The 17,668-nt window shown below is 51.4% G+C and carries 14 protein-coding genes and 2 tRNA genes; all 16 read left to right on the forward strand.

The genetic code is table 11. From position 1 onward, the window contains the following. Window positions 1–27 precede the first annotated feature (27 nt). The 16 genes from ruvA to AWU56_RS06500 all read left to right on the forward strand — a co-directional run bounded on the left by ruvA (window position 28) and on the right by AWU56_RS06500 (window position 17,663). Window positions 28–648: a Holliday junction branch migration protein RuvA gene (gene ruvA / locus AWU56_RS06425; protein ID WP_272977561.1), complete on the forward strand. Its 621-nt coding sequence runs from the start codon at window positions 28–30 to the stop codon at window positions 646–648. 27 nt (window positions 649–675) lie between these two features. Continuing rightward, the gene (gene ruvB / locus AWU56_RS06430; protein ID WP_286682052.1) at window positions 676–1,701 is read left to right on the forward strand and encodes a Holliday junction branch migration DNA helicase RuvB; all 1,026 of its coding nucleotides are present in this window, start codon (window positions 676–678) and stop codon (window positions 1,699–1,701) included. A gap of 440 nt (window positions 1,702–2,141) precedes the next feature. Then, entirely contained in the window at window positions 2,142–2,555 is a 414-nt protein-coding gene (gene ybgC, locus AWU56_RS06435; protein ID WP_286682053.1) for a tol-pal system-associated acyl-CoA thioesterase, read from the forward strand. Window position 2,556: 1 nt separating this feature from the next. Beyond that, a complete protein-coding gene (gene tolQ / locus AWU56_RS06440) occupies window positions 2,557–3,261 on the forward strand; it encodes a protein TolQ (RefSeq protein WP_286682054.1) in 705 nt (234 codons plus the stop codon). Beyond that, complete coding sequence (gene tolR, locus AWU56_RS06445; protein ID WP_414653223.1) at window positions 3,258–3,686, forward strand: protein TolR; 429 nt, start codon at window positions 3,258–3,260, stop codon at window positions 3,684–3,686. Before tolQ ends, tolR begins: the two co-directional genes overlap by 4 nt. A gap of 2 nt (window positions 3,687–3,688) precedes the next feature. Beyond that, window positions 3,689–4,642: a cell envelope integrity protein TolA gene (tolA, locus tag AWU56_RS06450; protein ID WP_286682055.1), complete on the forward strand. Its 954-nt coding sequence runs from the start codon at window positions 3,689–3,691 to the stop codon at window positions 4,640–4,642. Between the two features lie 14 nt (window positions 4,643–4,656). Further along, entirely contained in the window at window positions 4,657–6,006 is a 1,350-nt protein-coding gene (gene tolB, locus AWU56_RS06455) for a Tol-Pal system beta propeller repeat protein TolB (RefSeq protein WP_272978164.1), read from the forward strand. A gap of 149 nt (window positions 6,007–6,155) precedes the next feature. Next, on the forward strand, window positions 6,156–6,698 hold the full coding sequence (gene pal / locus AWU56_RS06460; protein WP_006954945.1) for a peptidoglycan-associated lipoprotein Pal: 543 nt from the start codon (window positions 6,156–6,158) through the stop codon (window positions 6,696–6,698). A gap of 36 nt (window positions 6,699–6,734) precedes the next feature. Next, complete coding sequence (ybgF, locus tag AWU56_RS06465; RefSeq protein ID WP_286682056.1) at window positions 6,735–7,520, forward strand: tol-pal system protein YbgF; 786 nt, start codon at window positions 6,735–6,737, stop codon at window positions 7,518–7,520. Between the two features lie 136 nt (window positions 7,521–7,656). Beyond that, window positions 7,657–7,732, forward strand: a tRNA-Lys gene (locus AWU56_RS06470). A 136-nt stretch (window positions 7,733–7,868) separates the two neighbouring features. Next, window positions 7,869–7,944, forward strand: a tRNA-Lys gene (locus AWU56_RS06475). A 333-nt stretch (window positions 7,945–8,277) separates the two neighbouring features. Then, a complete protein-coding gene (nadA, locus tag AWU56_RS06480) occupies window positions 8,278–9,309 on the forward strand; it encodes a quinolinate synthase NadA (protein ID WP_006954949.1) in 1,032 nt (343 codons plus the stop codon). 74 nt (window positions 9,310–9,383) lie between these two features. Beyond that, window positions 9,384–13,862, forward strand: coding sequence for a glutamate synthase large subunit (gene gltB / locus AWU56_RS06485; protein WP_286682057.1), 4,479 nt, complete (start codon window positions 9,384–9,386; stop codon window positions 13,860–13,862). Next, a complete protein-coding gene (locus tag AWU56_RS06490) occupies window positions 13,862–15,304 on the forward strand; it encodes a glutamate synthase small subunit GltD family protein (protein WP_286682058.1) in 1,443 nt (480 codons plus the stop codon). Before gltB ends, AWU56_RS06490 begins: the two co-directional genes overlap by 1 nt. A gap of 10 nt (window positions 15,305–15,314) precedes the next feature. Further along, complete coding sequence (locus AWU56_RS06495; RefSeq protein ID WP_286682059.1) at window positions 15,315–16,148, forward strand: SDR family oxidoreductase; 834 nt, start codon at window positions 15,315–15,317, stop codon at window positions 16,146–16,148. Between the two features lie 393 nt (window positions 16,149–16,541). Continuing rightward, the gene (locus tag AWU56_RS06500; RefSeq protein ID WP_286682060.1) at window positions 16,542–17,663 is read left to right on the forward strand and encodes a polysaccharide export protein; all 1,122 of its coding nucleotides are present in this window, start codon (window positions 16,542–16,544) and stop codon (window positions 17,661–17,663) included. The last annotated feature ends 5 nt before the right edge of the window (window positions 17,664–17,668 follow it).

Below are 17,668 nucleotides of genomic sequence, written 5' to 3' on the forward strand. Positions count from 1 at the left end.
ACAGTAGAATAATAAAGAGGACATTCTGTGATCGGACAAATTCGTGGCACACTAGTCAGCAAGCAACCCCCCGAGGTGTTAGTGGATGTGCAAGGGGTCGGCTATGAGATCCAATTGCCAATGACGTGTTTTTATCAACTACCCGCCACGGGCGAGCCCGTCACTTTGGTAACTCATTTTGTAGTACGCGAAGATGCTCAATTGCTGTATGGCTTTAATTCGCTTGCCGAACGGAGTTTATTTAGACTCTTAATAAAGACTCAGGGCGTCGGGCCGAAATTGGCGCTAGCGATATTATCCGGTATGAACGCCGATGAGTTTGTCTGGGCGGTGAATCAGAATGATGTCAGTCGTTTGGTCAAACTGCCCGGCGTGGGTAAAAAGACAGCCGAGCGCCTCGTCATCGAAATGCGTGATCGCTTAAAAGATTGGCAAGGCTCGAGCACGCCAGCGACCGATGCCGCACCGCTCGATAATATCAGTGGCGATACCATTGTACATCCGGCAGATGCTCGTGCTGATGCGCTCAGTGCTTTGCTGGCGCTCGGTTACAAGCCGGCACACGCAGAAAAAGCACTTAAAGCCGTGTATCAGTCTGGCGAAAGCAGCGAAACGCTTATTCGTAGTGCGTTGAAACAGTTATCTTAATAGGCCAAAGGCCCTTTGGAACAGGTTATGATTGAAGCAGATCACATCCCCAGTCACCGCATTATAGAAGCCGATGTGCAAGGCGATGATGAAGCGATTGACCGTGCCATTCGGCCGAAAAAGCTTGCCGATTACACGGGGCAAAAGCACGTCGTCGAACAAATGGAAATTTTTATCGAGGCGGCGCGCAAGCGCGAAGAGGCGCTGGACCATTTGTTGATTTTTGGCCCTCCAGGTTTGGGTAAAACCACGTTGGCAAATATCGTCGCGAACGAGCTGGATGTGAACATCAAAACCACCTCGGGACCGGTGCTCGAGAAAGCCGGTGATCTCGCCGCGTTGCTGACCAATCTCGACGCCCATGATGTGTTGTTTATCGATGAGATCCATCGACTCAGTCCGGTGGTCGAAGAGATCCTTTATCCGGCCATGGAAGACTATCAGCTCGATATTATGATTGGCGAAGGGCCCGCCGCTCGCTCTATCAAGCTTGATTTGCCGCCGTTCACACTCATCGGGGCAACGACTCGGGCGGGAGCGCTGACATCGCCGCTACGCGATCGTTTTGGCATCGTGCAGCGCTTGGAGTTTTACCAAGTTGAAGAGCTCACCGAAATCATCAAGCGCTCAGCGCACTATATGAACGTCAATATGGATGTCGGCGGCGCACAAGAAATCGCCCGTCGCTCACGCGGCACGCCTCGTATTGCCAACCGCTTGTTACGCCGGGTACGCGACTACGCCGAAGTCAAAGCCGACGGTAAGGTCAACCAAGATGTTGCCAGTGCCGCACTGACCATGGTGGATGTCGACCAAGCGGGCTTTGATTACATGGATAGAAAGCTGTTGTTGGCGATTATGGAAAAGTTTCTAGGTGGACCGGTGGGGCTCGATAACCTCGCAGCAGCGATAGGCGAAGAGAAGGACACCATCGAGGATGTACTGGAACCCTATCTTATTCAGCAGGGATTCTTACAGCGCACACCGCGCGGACGTATTGCAACACCGCGTGCCTATCAGCATTTTGGGCTTAAGCCTGACAGTGAGTCGTAACGATAATGCCGTAAAGGGTAAATTTTGAGTAAAAAAAAGCCCGAACCAAACGGAACGGGCAAACAGAACAACAAGAAGGAAGTTAAAAATCCAGGGAACCTACTTTAAGTAATCAAAAAAAGTAAGTCACAATCTAAGAAGAAGTGACAACCAATCTCTTCAACTCGATTTAGTAGGTATTATACGCTTGAATGCGTTCTCATCAAGCTAGAAAAATTACAACGTCAGATTAGAAAAACTAATATGAAAGAATTGTAGATTGTTCGAAATTAGCACAACAAAAAAGCAACAAAACAAAAAATTGTATACAAAACAATAGTTTGATTTTTTAATGTTTCAAATTTGTCATAAATAAAAGTCTGTTGATAAATTAATCAGCGCTACTTTTTCATACTTTTACAGAGTATTGGGACGAAACGGTTATTTCTCAAGGAATTTTTATGCAAAAGAACTATTTTAGTTGGCCTATACGGGTTTACTACGAAGATACCGATGCAGGTGGTATCGTTTATTATGCCAACTATCTCAAGTTTATTGAGCGAGCAAGGACAGAATGGTTAAGGTCGTTAGGGATTGAACAGGATAGCTGGTTAGATCACAATAGAGCCTTCGTAGTGCGGCATGTCGATCTCGACTTGCAAGCAGCAGCGCGTTTTAATGCTGAACTGACGGTCACGGTCGTGGTCGAACAGGTCAAGAAAGCATCGTTGGTGTTTACTCAGCAAGTAGTGGGCGCCGATGGCACATTACATTGTCAGGCGCGAGTGAAAGCCGCATGTGTCGACAAAGACGCGATGAAAGCTGTCGCAATACCCGATAGTATCTTACAAGCGATAAAAGCAGAGGTGAGTTAGCGTGGAAGCAGAATTGTCCTTTATTGATTTGTTTTTGCAGGCCAGTTTATTAGTTAAGTTGGTCATGCTGATGCTGTTAGCAATGTCCGTATGGGGCTGGGTACTGATTTTTCAGCGCAAGAAAGTCATCGGGCAAGCACACAGCGATGCGCTCAAATTTGAAGATCGCTTTTGGTCGGGTGTCGACCTCGCTCGCTTGTATCAGGAAATTTCTGCTCGTGCGAAGAACAGTCGTGGCATGGAGCTGCTGTTTCATGCCGGTTTTAAAGAATTCGCGCGGCTCAGTAATCACGACAATGCCGACTCACAAACACGCGTCGAAGGCGCTTTCCGTGCCATGCGCGTTGCCCACGCCCGTGAGTTGGAAAAACTCGACGCTAACCTCGGTATCCTCGCAACGATTGGTTCTATCAGTCCGTATATCGGCTTGTTCGGTACCGTATGGGGTATTATGAACGCGTTTATCGCACTCGGTGCCGTCAAACAAGCGACCCTCGCGATGGTTGCGCCGGGTATCGCCGAAGCGCTTATCGCAACAGCAATGGGTCTATTTGCCGCCATCCCAGCGGTAATTGCTTATAACCGGTTTACCAATCGTGTTGAGAAAGTCGATAACCAGTACATGAACTTTATCGATGAGTTTGTCGCAATTTTACAACGCCAGAGCTTGTCTAACGGTAAAACTGTAAAAGGTGACGCACTATGATGGTGATGCCACGTAAGCGCCGCAAGCCGGTCGCAGAAATCAACGTGGTGCCGTACATCGACGTGATGTTGGTGTTGCTGATCATTTTTATGGTGACGGCACCACTGATTACCCAAGGGGTTAAGGTTGAATTACCTAAAGCAACCGCCGAACCATTAGCGAAAGATACCAACCCACCGTTGGTCGCTTCGGTCGATGCCGAAGGCAATTACTACTTGAATCAAGGCACCGATCCGGATGTGCCGATCAGCGCCGATGAAGTCGCCACCTTGGTCGCTGCGCATTTACAGGTCGAGCCCGAAACACCGGTGATGGTGAACGGCGATGGGGCGGTGTCTTATAATCAAATTGTGCAATTGATGGTATTGCTGCAACGTGCCGGCGTACCCTCAGTTGGGCTTATGACAGATTCAGCGGATAAATAGTTGTGGCAAAATCAGCAGAGAGTTTTAAGTTACCGTTAATCTACTCAATAGGCATTCACGTCGCGATAGCGGTGGTATTGCTGGTGAGCTTTGAGTTTTCCTCGCCCACACCAACGCCGATGGAAGTGAATCTCGAGCAGAGCGAGATGAACCCCAAGCCCGAGGAAATTGTGAATGCCGTTTCGGTCGATAAGGCAGCGGTCGAACGTCAGGTGCAGCGGATTAAGGATCAGAAGGCCGCTGAGCAGCGCGCCGAACAACAGCGCATCCAAGAACTGGAGCGTAAAGCAGCAGAAGCACGCAAAGCGCGCGAACGTGAGCAACAGCGCTTAGAGCAAATTGCTGAACAGCAAAAGCAAGAAGAGCAACAAGCGGCTGAGGCGCGTAAGCGTGCGCAACAAGCCAAGAAAGAAGCGGAGCAATTGGCGGAGCAACGTCGCAAAGAAGAACAAGCCGCTAAGCAAGCCGCAGAGCGTCGCGCGCAAGCGGAACGTGAGGCAGAAGAAGCCGCACGCAAAAAGGCGGCAGCAGAAGAGGCGGCGCGTAAAGCCGAGGAAGAACGTAAGCGGCGCGAAGAAGAAGAGCGTCAGCGTCGTTTGGCAGCAGAACGTGAAGCTCAGTTGCAAAAAGAAATGGAAGAAGAGCGTCAACGTCGTTCAGCGGCTCGTCGCCGCCAAGTATTGAGCGAGCTAGAAAAATACCAAGCGCTGATCCAACAGACCATCCAGCGCAATTGGAACGTAGACGATTCGATGTCGGGCAAGTCGTGCGAGCTGACCATTAGTTTGGCGCCCAGTGGCTTTGTTAAATCCGTCACCACCGGTGCGGGCGATCCCGCCGTTTGTCGCTCAGCCGAAAATGCGGTACTAAAAGCGACCACGTTACCGGTATCAGAGGATCCCGAAGTCTACCAACAAATGAGTACCATTAAACTAACGGTTAAACCGCAGTTATAAACGTAAGGTGAACCATGAAAAAGCTGTTATTAAATATATGTATCTTAGTTATGGCAGTCACGTCGACCGCTCGAGCCGGGGTGTTAGAAATTGTCATTACCGAAGGTATCGACAGTGCGCGCCCGATTGGCGTTGTGCCCTTTAAATGGTTGGGCGAAGGCGAAGCGCCCGGCAACCTTACCGAAGTGATTGCGGCCGATTTAACCCGTAGCGGTAAATTTAACCCGATCCCACAGTCGGCGATGCCGCAGTATCCGGCGAGTGATGAAGATCTCGATTACGCAGCTTGGGCGAAAATGGGCGTCGAAGCGGTGCTGATGGGGACTGTTGAACCTTATTCGGTCGACCGCTATATGGTGAAGTTCCAGCTGGTTGACGTACTGCGAGGTCAAATCACCGGCGGTAACGCGCAAATGCTTAAAAATGGTCAGTTAGTGCAAAGCAATGACCATATCCTCGATGCGCGCAGTTCCGTGATCGATGGCAATCAATTCCGTCAGTACTCGCATCGCATTTCGGATGTGGTGTATGAAGCATTAACGGGTGAGAAAGGCGCCTTCATGACACGTATTGCCTATGTCACCGTGAATCAAGACGACCAATATCCCTACAAACTGTTAGTCGCCGACTACGATGGTGCGAACGAGAAAGTATTACTGCGTAGTCCTGAGCCGCTCATGTCACCTTCGTGGTCACCGGACGGTAATAAGTTGGCGTACGTAAGCTTCGAGAACAAACGACCCGAAATCTTTGTGCAAGATATCTACACCACGCGGCGCGAGAAAGTCACCTCGTTCCCTGGTATCAACGGCAGTCCGGTTTTTTCTCCAAAAGGCGACAAAATGGCCATGGTGTTGTCAAAAGATGGCAATCCTGAGTTGTATGTCATGGATCTTAAGACCAAAAACTTGCAACGTTTGACGCGTAATCGTACGATTGACACTGAGCCAAGTTGGACACCTGATGGTCGCTCTATTGTCTTCACTTCAGAAAGAGGTGGAAGACCGCAGTTATATAGCGTAAATTTATCGTCAGGTGACGTGCGCCGCTTAACCTTTGAGGGTGAGCAAAACCTAGGTGGCACGGTCATGCCATCGGGTGATTCGATGATTTTAGTGAACCGTACCAACGGTAACTATCACATCGCGCGGCAGGAGTTTCCGCGGGGTACAATGCAAGTGTTAACTCGCACCGCATTGGATGAGTCGCCTAGCGTGGCGCCAAATGGCAGTATGGTGATTTACAGCACTACCCACAATAACAAACAAGTGTTAGCGTTAGTGTCGACAGACGGGCGTTTTAAAGCGCGTTTACCGGCAAGTAGCGGCGAAGTGAAGTCGCCATCGTGGTCGCCATTTATGTAAGTGCTTGTAAAAGTGCTATATAAGTTATGAAAAGGTGCGCAAAATTGTGCAATTTTCAATAAGACAACGTATTAATCAAAAACGTTTTAACCAAAAAGTTTAGTAAACCGAACGGTTTGATCAACTGGATAACGATAAGGATCATTAGGATGCAGCTCAATAAATTATTAAAAGCTCTGGCGATTGCCGTTCCAATGGCAACTTTAGCCGCATGTAGCTCTACATCAACAACTGACTCAGGCATGGGTTCAGGCCAAGAAACCGGCCAAACCACTGAATCAGGTTCTCAATCAGGCGTTCAAGTCGGTGCTGCTGACCGTGCTAAAACTCCTGAAGAAGTGCGTGAAGAGCAAATGGAAGCGCTGCGCAAAGAGCACATTATCTACTTTGCATTTGACCGTTCAAGCGTTCAGTCTGAGTACGCAGAGTTGCTAGCCGCTCATGCTGACTACTTAGTCAAGAATCCGAACGTTACTATCGTTATCGAAGGTCACGCCGACGAGCGCGGTACGCCAGAGTACAACATCGCTTTGGGCGAGCGTCGTGCTAAAGCGGTTGAAGACTACCTTGTGAACTTAGGTGTTCAAGATTCACAAATCTCAACTGTTTCTTATGGCGAAGAGAAGCCGTTAGTTAACGCTTCGAACGAACGTGCGTACGCTAAAAACCGTCGCGCAGTATTGGTTTACTAATCGCCACTCGACGTTTAACTAAATAACGGATAGTTCATGAAAAAATCATTGTTGGCTATCTGTCTACTGATGCCTGCCGCCGCTATGGCGCAGGCACCAGTGTCCAGCCTAAATCAATCAGCCAGTTCACTTGAGCAACGTCTAGCCACCATCGAGCGCATGCTTGATGCACGTCAAGGCGCCCAGCTCGAAATGCTCAACACCCTTTCATCTTTGCAACAAGACGTTGCAGAGCTACGGGGGATTACCGAAGAGCATGAGTATCGCCTCGAGCAACTACTTGAGCGTCAGCGGGAAATCTATCAAGAGATCGACCGTCGCTTTAGTCAGTTTAAGCAACAAGGGGGCGGAGCATCGTACAGCATGAATGATATGCAAACCGTGCCGACCTCTAACGAAGGTGCAAGTAACGCATCAAGTAGCGGAAATAACGGCTACAGCGCCAATATGAGCGAAAATGATGCGTATGATAAAGCCATCGCACTCGTGCTTGAGGATAAACGCTACGATGCCGCTATACCCGCATTCGAGTCGTTCTTGCAAAACTTTCCTAATTCAACATACGTGCCCAACGCACACTATTGGTTAGGTCAGCTACTGTACGCGCAGCAAGAATACCAAAAAGCGCACGACCACTTTAAACAAGTGGTGGATAACTACCCCGACAGCAACAAGCGCGCAGACTGCTTGTTAAAGCTTGGTGTTATCGCAGCAGAGCAAGGCAAAACCGCCGATGCCAAGACGTTCTACCAACAAGTATTGACCGAATACTCGGACAGTACCGAAGCGAATTTGGCGAAGCAACGCCTGTCTAACCTGTAACATCGGTCCAACAACTGATCGAATTGTAAGCAGTCAGACAAAAAACTGAAATTATCAGTTGCATCACAGCGTTATTTAAGTAAACTATGCCGCCGTTGCCAAGGACAAATGGCAGCGGAAGGCAGTACCAGAAAGTGGGTTGTTAGCTCAGTTGGTAGAGCAGTTGACTTTTAATCAATTGGTCGCAGGTTCGAATCCTGCACAACCCACCACTTCTTCTGCCTCGCGCCTTCGGCGCTTTTTTCGCACCGACGTACCTTGCGCTTTTGGTGCACCGACGTACCTTGCGCATTCTGATGTACCTTGCGCATTCTGTTGTAACTTGCGCATTCTGCGCAAGAAAGAAATGGGTTGTTAGCTCAGTTGGTAGAGCAGTTGACTTTTAATCAATTGGTCGCAGGTTCGAATCCTGCACAACCCACCACCTCTTTTGCCTCGCGCCCTCGGCGCCGACGTACCTTGCGCATCCTGCGCAAGCACATGACGGGTCGTACGCACCATGCGCTTTCGCCGCACCGACGCACCATGCGCTTTCGCCACACCGACGCACCATGCGCTTTCGCCGCACCGACGCACCTTGCGCTTTCGCCGCACCGGCGCACCTTGCGCTTTCGCCACACCGACGTAACTTGCGCATCCTGCGCAAGAAAAGATCATCCCCGATACCCCAGAACACCCAACATATTAGCCGCCACCCTTGAAATCCGATATAATCACACATACGTATATAAAACGAACATCCAAACGAAGTAACATCATGTCAGCTATTCAAACCGTCGATAACTTAGATTACGCATTTCCACCTAAGCCCAAACCCTTAACGGATGAGCAAAAGGCGGAATACAAAGCGCGCATAAAACAATTACTGCAAGACAACAACGCAGTACTCGTCGCGCATTATTACACCGATCCCGAAATCCAGGCGCTTGCCGAGGAGACGGGCGGGTGTGTCGCGGATTCTTTAGAAATGGCGCGCTTTGGTCGTGACCACGATGCCGACACCTTGATTGTTGCCGGTGTACGTTTCATGGGTGAAACAGCAAAAATTCTCACACCCCACAAAACCGTCCTAATGCCCACACTCAAAGCCGAGTGTTCACTTGACTTAGGCTGTCCGCCGGATAAATTCGCCGAGTTCTGTGACCAGCACCCAGACCGCACCGTAGTGGTGTACGCCAACACGTCTGCGGCGGTTAAAGCACGCGCCGATTGGGTCGTCACCTCAAGTATGGCACTTGAGTTAGTCGAGCACCTCGATAGCCAAGGCGAGAAAATCCTGTGGGGACCGGACCGCCACCTTGGTAGCTATATCCAAAAGCAAACCGGTGCCGATATGGTGATGTGGCAGGGCGCCTGTGTAGTGCATGACGAATTTAAAGCCAAAGCACTGCGCGACATGAAAAAGCTTCATCCAGAAGCTGCGATCTTGGTTCACCCCGAATCACCGCAGAACATTGTTGAGATGGCGGACGCCGTTGGCTCAACCTCACAGTTGATTAAAGCCAGCCAAACCTTGCCAAACGAGACCTTTATCGTGGCAACCGACCGCGGCATCTTCTACAAAATGCAGCAGTTGCAACCAAACAAGACATTTTTAGAAGCACCTACCGCGGGTAACGGTGCGACTTGTCGTAGTTGTGCCCACTGTCCGTGGATGGCAATGAACGGCTTAGTCGCAATTGCCGAAGCCCTTGAACACGGCGGCGAACAGCATGAAATTCATGTCGATCCGCAGCTCGCGAAAGAGGCGATGATCCCGCTTGATAGAATGCTCGCATTCAAGAAGTAGCATAAAAAGCGAATATACAAGTTAAAATCTGCATGATAATGTAGTTCCACTGAATAACTATTCGTGGAGATGTCATGCGTCTGTATCACGCCGATGACGTCCGTGATAATTGCGGATTCGGCCTAATCGCGAGCATCGAAGGTGATGCTCGCCATGATCTCATCAGCACCGCTGTACAAGGGCTTGACCGAATGCAGCACCGCGGCGGTATCGGTGCCGACGGCAAGACCGGAGACGGCTGTGGCTTGCTGCTACAAATCCCAGAACAGTTCTTTCGTGAGTACGCCGAACAACAAGGGTGGAATCTTGGCAAAAAGTTCGCTGTGGGCATGGTATTTTTCTCACGCAACTCGGACAAACGCGAAGCCGCCCGTCATTTAATAGAGCAAGAACTACAAAAAGAGACGTTAAGTATCGTCGGTTGGCGTAAAGTCCCAATAGATGACAGCGTATTGGGTGACGCTGCCAAAGCCGCCGAACCCAAAATCGAACAAGTGCTCATCAGCGCGCCGACCGGTTGGCGGAAAAAAGACATTGAACGACGCCTCTACATGGCACGTCGACGGGTCGAGCAAAAAGTAGAGCAAGGCGTATTCAGCGCCGATGAACTCTATATCTGCTCAATGTCGAGTCTGTTATTGGTCTACAAAGGTTTGATGATGGCGGGTGATTTACCGCGCTATTATCCCGATCTCGCCAACCCCGCATTAAAAACCGCTATTTGCGTATTCCATCAACGCTTCTCCACCAATACGCAACCGCGTTGGCGTTTAGCACAACCGTTTCGTTTTCTTGCCCATAACGGCGAGATTAATACCATTCGCGGCAATCGCCAGTGGGCACAAGCGCGCCTATACAAATTTCACAGCCCGTTACTGCCCGACCTACAGCAAGCGGCACCCTTGGTGGGTCAAAGTGGCTCCGACAGCGCATCCCTCGATAACATGCTAGAGCTGTTGCTTGCTGGCGGCATGGATCTATTTCGCGCCATGCGGCTGCTGATCCCACCGGCATGGCAGGGCGATAGCACCATGAGTGACGATATGCGCGCCTTTTATGAATTTAATGCGTTGCACATGGAGCCGTGGGATGGTCCGGCAGGTGTGGTCATGAGTAACGGACGTCACGTTGCCTGTAGCCTCGATCGTAACGGTTTGCGCCCCGCGCGATACGTACTGACGAAGCACGGGATTCTCACTATCGCCTCAGAAGTCGGGATTTGGGATTACGACGAACAGGACGTACAAGAAAAAGGGCGCCTCGGTCCCGGCCAAATGATGGCGGTAGATACCTACACCGGCCGTATTTGGCATAACGGCGAAATCGAAGATGATTTAAAGAGCCGCCAGCCGTATCGTCAATGGCTGACTGAGCACCGACGTCGCTTGGTACCCTTTGACCGATGCAGTGCCGATAAAATTGGTCAGCGGCTGTACGATGACCGCACCATGCAAGTGTTCCACAAAACCTTTTTATACACCCGAGAGGAGCTTCAGCAAGTCGTGGCGGTGCTGGCTAAAGACGGACAAGAAGCCGTTGGCTCTATGGGCGACGACACCCCAACCGCGGTATTATCGCAACAGCCGCGTTTGTTGTACGACTATTTTCGTCAGCAATTTGCACAGGTGACGAATCCCGCTATCGACCCTATCCGAGAGCGCCATGTCATGTCGCTAGAGACCATCATTGGGCGCGAGCACAACGTATTTAGTGAAGCCTCGGGCGATGCCGACCGTGTGGTCTTTGAATCACCGATTTTAATGTACACCGATTTAAAACAATTGCGCGAGTTAGATGATAAGCACTACGGTCATGCCACCTTAAGTTTGGCATTTAAACCCACTGAAACCAGTTTGCAAACCGCATTACACAAGCTGGTCGAAGCAGCCATTGATGGGGTGAAAAACCAACAGCGCGTGATGGTGATACTCAGCGATCGGGAGTTCACCAAGGACCAGTTAGTGATCCCCGCGCCGATGGCGGTAGGGGCAGTGCAACAAGCCCTGGTAAAAGCCCAGTTACGTTGTGACTCCAATATTATTGTCGAGACAGGCTCTGCCCGTGACCCACACCACATGGCGGTGCTACTGGGGTTGGGGGCAACCGCGGTCTACCCGTTCCTTGCCTATGAGAGCGTTGAGCAACTGGTGCAGCAAGGCAAGCTCAGCATGGATGTGAAGCAAGCAGTGATGAACTACCGCCAAGGTCTTAACAAAGGCCTGTTAAAAATTCTTTCAAAAATGGGCATCGCCAGCATAGCGGGTTACCGCGGCTCATCATTATTCGAAGCGGTCGGTCTTAACCAAGACGTGCTTGATGCATGCTTCGCCAATGCTCCCGCGCGTATCAATGGCAGCGGCTTTGAAGACATTCAAACCGATTTGCAACGCACCGCCCAACATGCGTGGTTACATCGCAAACCACTGTCGCATGGCGGTCTACTGAAATACGTGCATGGCGGTGAGTATCACGCCTACAACCCGGATGTGGTGACATCCCTGCAAGCGGCGGTTAAAAGCGGCAAGCGCGAAGACTACGCGGTCTATCAACGCTACGTTAATGAACGTCCGGTCGCGCATATTCGTGACCTACTAAAGCTTAACCCGAACGCCGCAAAACCCATTGCGCTCGAGCAGGTTGAGCCTAAAGAAGCGTTGTTCCCACGATTTGATACCGCAGCGATGTCAATCGGCGCACTCAGTGCCGAAGCGCATGAGGCACTTGCCGAAGCGATGAACCAAATTGGCGGACACTCCAACTCGGGCGAAGGTGGTGAAGATCCGAAACGCTTCAACAGCCCCAAAAATTCACGCATCAAACAAGTGGCATCGGGCCGATTTGGCGTGACACCGCACTATCTGGTCAACGCCGACGTTATCCAAATAAAAGTCGCGCAAGGTGCCAAGCCCGGTGAGGGCGGGCAGTTGCCGGGCGAAAAAGTGACCGCCGAAATTGCTCAACTACGCTTTGCAGTGCCCGGCACCACACTGATTTCACCGCCACCGCACCACGATATCTATTCCATTGAAGATCTGGCACAGCTGATCTTCGATCTTAAGCAAGTCAATCCAAACGCTTTGGTGTCGGTTAAACTCGTGTCCACGCCGGGTATTGGCACCATCGCCACCGGCGTTGCCAAAGCCTACGCCGACCTCATTACCGTATCGGGTTATGACGGTGGCACCGGCGCGAGCCCACTCACCTCGGTCAAATACGCCGGTTCACCGTGGGAGCTGGGGCTAGCTGAAGTGCATCAAGCGCTGGTAGAAAATAACCTACGGCATAAAATTCGTCTGCAAGTCGATGGCGGTTTAAAAACTGGCCTCGACGTGGTTAAAGCCGCGATTCTCGGTGCTGAAAGCTTTGGTTTTGGGACCGCCCCGATGGTGGCGCTAGGGTGTAAGTACTTACGTATCTGTCACCTAAATAACTGCGCCACCGGTGTCGCGACGCAAGACGAAACCTTGCGTAAAGAATTCTTCCGGGGCTTACCCGAACGCGTGGTCACGTTGTTTGAGTTTATCGCCGAAGAGGTTCGCGAATGGTTGGCCGAGCTCGGGCTAAACCGCATCACCGATGCGATTGGCCGCGTGGATTTACTCGAGCGCTTGCCCGGTGACACCCAACGGCAACAGCATATTGACCTCGAACCGCTGCTCGCAGCCGCAGGAAGTCGTTCGGAGCACCCCAAATACTGTGTTGAGAACAATCCACCCTATGATAAAGGCGAACTCAACCAACGTTTGATGGCACTCACCCAAAACGCGATCGATGAGCGGCAGGGCGGCAACTGGTCTATGCCGATCCGTAACGACGATCGCTCCGTCGGCGCTACTCTGAGCGGCTATATCGCCAAGCGCTACGGCAACCAAGGTATGGCAAGCCATCCTATCCAACTCGACTTTTTAGGGACCGCGGGACAAAGCTTTGGCGCCTTTAACGCCGGCGGCCTTAAGCTCAAGCTCACCGGCGATGCCAACGACTATGTTGGTAAAGGCATGGCGGGTGGACGCATTGTCATTCGACCGCGCCCCGGTGTCACGTTTGCCAGTCACGACGCCACCATTATGGGTAACACCTGCCTATACGGTGCGACTGGCGGACAACTCTATGCGGCGGGCTGTGCCGGTGAACGTTTTGCGGTACGTAACTCAGGCGCGACAGCCGTGGTTGAGGGTATTGGTGATCATGGTTGCGAATACATGACCGGCGGTATCGTGGTTGTGCTAAGTGAATGCGGGATTAACTTTGGTGCGGGCATGACCGGCGGCTTTGCATATTTGCGTGACAAACACGGCGATCTGCATCGCCGTCTAAACACCGAGCTGGTCGAAGCCGTTGCCGTGGATAAACCTATCATTAAAGAACATCTGCGCGGACTCATCAACGAACATCACGAAGCAACGCAGAGTGAGTACTCACGTATGCTGTTGACCGAGTTCGATACTCGGGTCAACGAGTTCGTTATCGTAAAACCCAAGTCCGCCGATATGGCGTCGATCTTAGGGCATCGCGCCCGCTCGACCGCCGAATTACGTGTGCAGGTGATGTAATGAATAAAAACGTATATCAATTTTTAGACGTACAGCGCATCGACCCACCCAAGCAACCGGTGGCGTCGCGCCGTATCGAATTTAAAGAAATCTATGAACCCATGACCGATGTGCAACTGCAAGGTCAGGCCGACCGTTGTCTGGATTGTGGCAACCCCTATTGTGAATGGAAGTGTCCAGTGCATAATTACATTCCGCAGTGGTTGCAGTTGGCGAACGAGGGGCGTGTATTTGAGGCCGCCGAGCTGATGCACAAAACCAATAGCTTACCCGAGGTCTGCGGACGCGTGTGTCCGCAAGATAGGCTGTGTGAGGGCGCTTGTACACTCAACGATGACTTCGGCGCGGTCACCATCGGCAGTATCGAGAAGCAAATGGTCGACCAAGCCTTTGCCCAAGGTTGGCGCCCCAATTTAAGTGCAGTGGAAGCACGGCCGGAAAAAGTCGCCATTATTGGTGCCGGTCCAGCCGGGCTTGCGTGCGCCGATGTGCTGGTGCGTAACGGCATCAAACCCGTGGTGTATGACCGTTATCCCGAAATCGGTGGCCTACTCACTTATGGCATTCCGCCGTTTAAGCTCGATAAAAACGTACTGAAACTACGGCGCGAGATCTTCAGTGACATGGGTATCGACTTTAAACTCGGTGTTGATGTTGGAAAGGACGTCAACTTTGACGACATCATGACACAAAATGACGCCGTGTTTTTAGGCTTAGGCACCTATAAAGCCCTTGATGGGCGACTTGAAGGTTTGGACACCCCCGGTGTTTATCCGGCATTACCGTTTTTGATTGGCAATACCCAACGGCTCCTCGACACCTCCATGCCCAATTACCCGTTCATTGACGTCAAAGATGAGCAGGTGGTGGTGTTAGGCGGCGGCGATACCGCAATGGACTGCGTGCGTACCTCCATTCGACAGGGCGCCGCGTCGGTGGTTTGTGCCTATCGGCGCGATGAACACAACATGCCCGGCTCGCGCCGCGAAGTGCAAAATGCACGTGAGGAAGGCGTACAATTTGAATTTAATTTACAGCCGTTAGCGATTGTCGCGGACGATGCGGGGCACGTCGCGGGTGTAAAAATGGTCAAAACTGAACTGGGTCAGCCCGATGAGCAAGGGCGTCGGCGTCCGCAACCCGTACCCGATTCAGAATTTGTCATGCCTGCAACCGCTGTGCTGATTGCCTTTGGCTATCAACCGAATCCACCGGCGTGGCTCGACGCACACCAGGTCGAGTTGAGCGAGTGGGGTACCGTGCTTGCCACCGCAACGCCCGATGCCATGGGCCGTTTTGCCATGCAAACCAGTAATCCCAAGATTTTTTCCGGGGGGGATATGGTACGCGGTGCGGACCTGGTGGTCACAGCGATAGCCGAGGGCCGTACCGCGGCAGAAGGTATTCTCGATTATTTGGACAGCACCGCAGATAATCTTTAAGATGAACCCCATGAATATACTCTTATTAGGTTATGGCGATATCGCCCAACGCAGTGCCCGTCTCATGGTCGCCGAACAGCACCATGTGATTGGCGCGTGCCGACATCCCGACGACAAACCACTGATCCCCGGTGTTGAGACCGTCAGCGCCGATGCCAGCAACGAGCAAGATCTTCGCGGTTTGTTTAATACACACGGTAAAATCGATCTCGTTGTCGTGACATTAACACCCAGCGAATACTCCAAAGAAGGGTATCGTCAAGGCTATGTCGTGCCGTGTCGACACTTACAACAGATCATCAGTGAACTCGATTACTCACCCTACGTGATTTATGTGTCCAGTACCGGCGTGTACGGCCAGCACGAAGGTGAATGGGTAGATGAATCCTCACCCACCGCCCCCGACTCCGACTCCGGTAAAATGCTGTTGCAAGCCGAGTACTTAATTCGTGACTTACCCGTACCCTCGACGATATTGCGGTGTAGTGGTATTTACGGCGAAGGACGTGACTTTATGCGCAAACAGCTGCAAGCGGGCAAAGCCACCTTGCGTGACAGCTGGACCAACCGCATTCATCAGGATGACGTGGCGAGCTTTATTTATCACTTGGTGCGCTTTCCGCAGCATCGGCATCGCCTGTTTCTCGTGTCGGACGATCAGCCCTCAAAGCAGTATCAAGTCTACCAATACCTGGCTGAACAAGCCGGTATCACACTGAGCGAACCGGTGCAGCCAGGACCAGGACCGCGTGGGTCAAAACGTTGCAGTAACCGGTTATTACGCAGCACCGGCTACACGTTAATGTACCCGACATACAAAGAAGGGTTGGCGCACACGGAATAGCCTATTCTTGTAAAAAATGCGTAAAACGTACCGTATGACTATCTTCATATTTGCAGAGCGGTTATTTTATATTCAAACAGTGTAAATGTAACAAATTTGTTGTTGCGTAAAGATTCGGCGTTTGGTCTAATACCGCTCTTCCTTGTAGGACATAACCTAACTATACTGTACTGTCGCGACGTAAAGTCGTGTCGACGCATGTCCTTTTCACGGCGTGTTAAAATTCGTAGCTGAACACATAACTGCACCGGTGATTGGGGACCGCAACTCATGGGCGGTAGCGTGTCCAATCGTCGGACCATCTAAACCAGTGCTTAATATTGTGTCAGTCTGTGATAAACTTTGCGCCACTGAGCGATTAAAATCACAACAAAATAACCTGTTGGAATCTAAATGAGACGTTTACTAGCCATTTTTGCAACCACCTTATTGGTATCGAGTTGTGCATGGGCGCCAGGCGCGCACCTAGACAGTGATGAAGACTACGCCAGCGGCCAACCGCTCTCGCAAGAGGAGCTGAACCAGCGCGTGGATATTTACCCCATCACCCCGCAATTGCTAAGCCGACTCCAACAGCAACAACCTCGCACCGAATTACTCCCCAACCCGCAGCTTGAGGAACAACGACAAGATTACGATTACGTCGTGGGCCGCGGCGATATTTTAAACATTACCGTATGGGATCATCCCGAGCTCACTATTCCGGCAGGCTCCATGCGCGGTCCGGCTGAGGCGGGCAACTGGGTACATAACGACGGCACCATTTTTTATCCTTACGTCGGTAAGCTGCAAGTTGCCGGTAAACGCGTAACACAAATTCGCGATATGATCACCGAACGCCTCTCAACCTACATTGAAAAGCCACAAGTGGATGTCACCGTAGCCGCATTCCGCAGCCAGCGGGTTTATGTGACCGGTGAAGTGAAAAAGCCGGGCACCTTACCGATTAGCAATGTACCTCTCACGCTGATTGAAGCAGTCTCGCAAAGTGGTGGTCTGACCGAAATGGCGGATTGGACCGATGTTACCCTTAAACGCGGCGATGATGAGATGCAGTACTCACTGCGCGAACTCTATCAACAGGGCAACACCCAGGAGAACGTAATCCTGCAGGCGGGCGATATCGTTAACATTGCCCGCAACGACTTTCGTAAAGTGTTTGTCTTGGGTGAGGTGGGTAAACCCCAAAGCTACCCGATGGGACGCTACGGTATGAGCCTTGCCGAGGCGCTGAGCGATGCCGGGGGTCTATACAATACCACCGCCGATGCCTCAGGCATTTTTGTAATCCGCCAACCTGAGCCGGATAGCAATAAATTGGCACAGGTGTTCCAACTCGATGCTAGCAACGCCACCGCATTGGTGATGGCGGAGCAGTTTGAGATGCAGCCTCGGGATATCGTGTTTGTGACCGCCGCGCCAGTCACGCGTTGGAACCGTGTGATTGGACAGATCTTGCCGTCATTGACGGGAATTTACAGCATTACGCGCGCGCGCAGTGACTTACAAGAATAATACGA

Source organism: Idiomarina sp. T82-3, assembly GCF_001577655.1.
GTDB lineage: Bacteria > Pseudomonadota > Gammaproteobacteria > Enterobacterales > Alteromonadaceae > Idiomarina > Idiomarina baltica.

Excerpts from the sequence above, each read along its gene's own strand:
- ruvB (WP_286682052.1), top strand. The coding sequence starts at position 676 with ATGATTGAAGCAGATCACATCCCCAGTCACCGCATTATAGAAGCCGAT.
- ybgC (WP_286682053.1), top strand. The coding sequence starts at position 2,142 with ATGCAAAAGAACTATTTTAGTTGGCCTATACGGGTTTACTACGAAGAT.
- tolR (WP_414653223.1), top strand. The coding sequence starts at position 3,258 with ATGATGGTGATGCCACGTAAGCGCCGCAAGCCGGTCGCAGAAATCAAC.
- tolB (WP_272978164.1), top strand. The coding sequence starts at position 4,657 with ATGAAAAAGCTGTTATTAAATATATGTATCTTAGTTATGGCAGTCACG.
- pal (WP_006954945.1), top strand. The coding sequence starts at position 6,156 with ATGCAGCTCAATAAATTATTAAAAGCTCTGGCGATTGCCGTTCCAATG.
- ybgF (WP_286682056.1), top strand. The coding sequence starts at position 6,735 with ATGAAAAAATCATTGTTGGCTATCTGTCTACTGATGCCTGCCGCCGCT.
- nadA (WP_006954949.1), top strand. The coding sequence starts at position 8,278 with ATGTCAGCTATTCAAACCGTCGATAACTTAGATTACGCATTTCCACCT.
- gltB (WP_286682057.1), top strand. The coding sequence starts at position 9,384 with ATGCGTCTGTATCACGCCGATGACGTCCGTGATAATTGCGGATTCGGC.
- AWU56_RS06490 (WP_286682058.1), top strand. The coding sequence starts at position 13,862 with ATGAATAAAAACGTATATCAATTTTTAGACGTACAGCGCATCGACCCA.
- AWU56_RS06495 (WP_286682059.1), top strand. The coding sequence starts at position 15,315 with ATGAATATACTCTTATTAGGTTATGGCGATATCGCCCAACGCAGTGCC.
- AWU56_RS06500 (WP_286682060.1), top strand. The coding sequence starts at position 16,542 with ATGAGACGTTTACTAGCCATTTTTGCAACCACCTTATTGGTATCGAGT.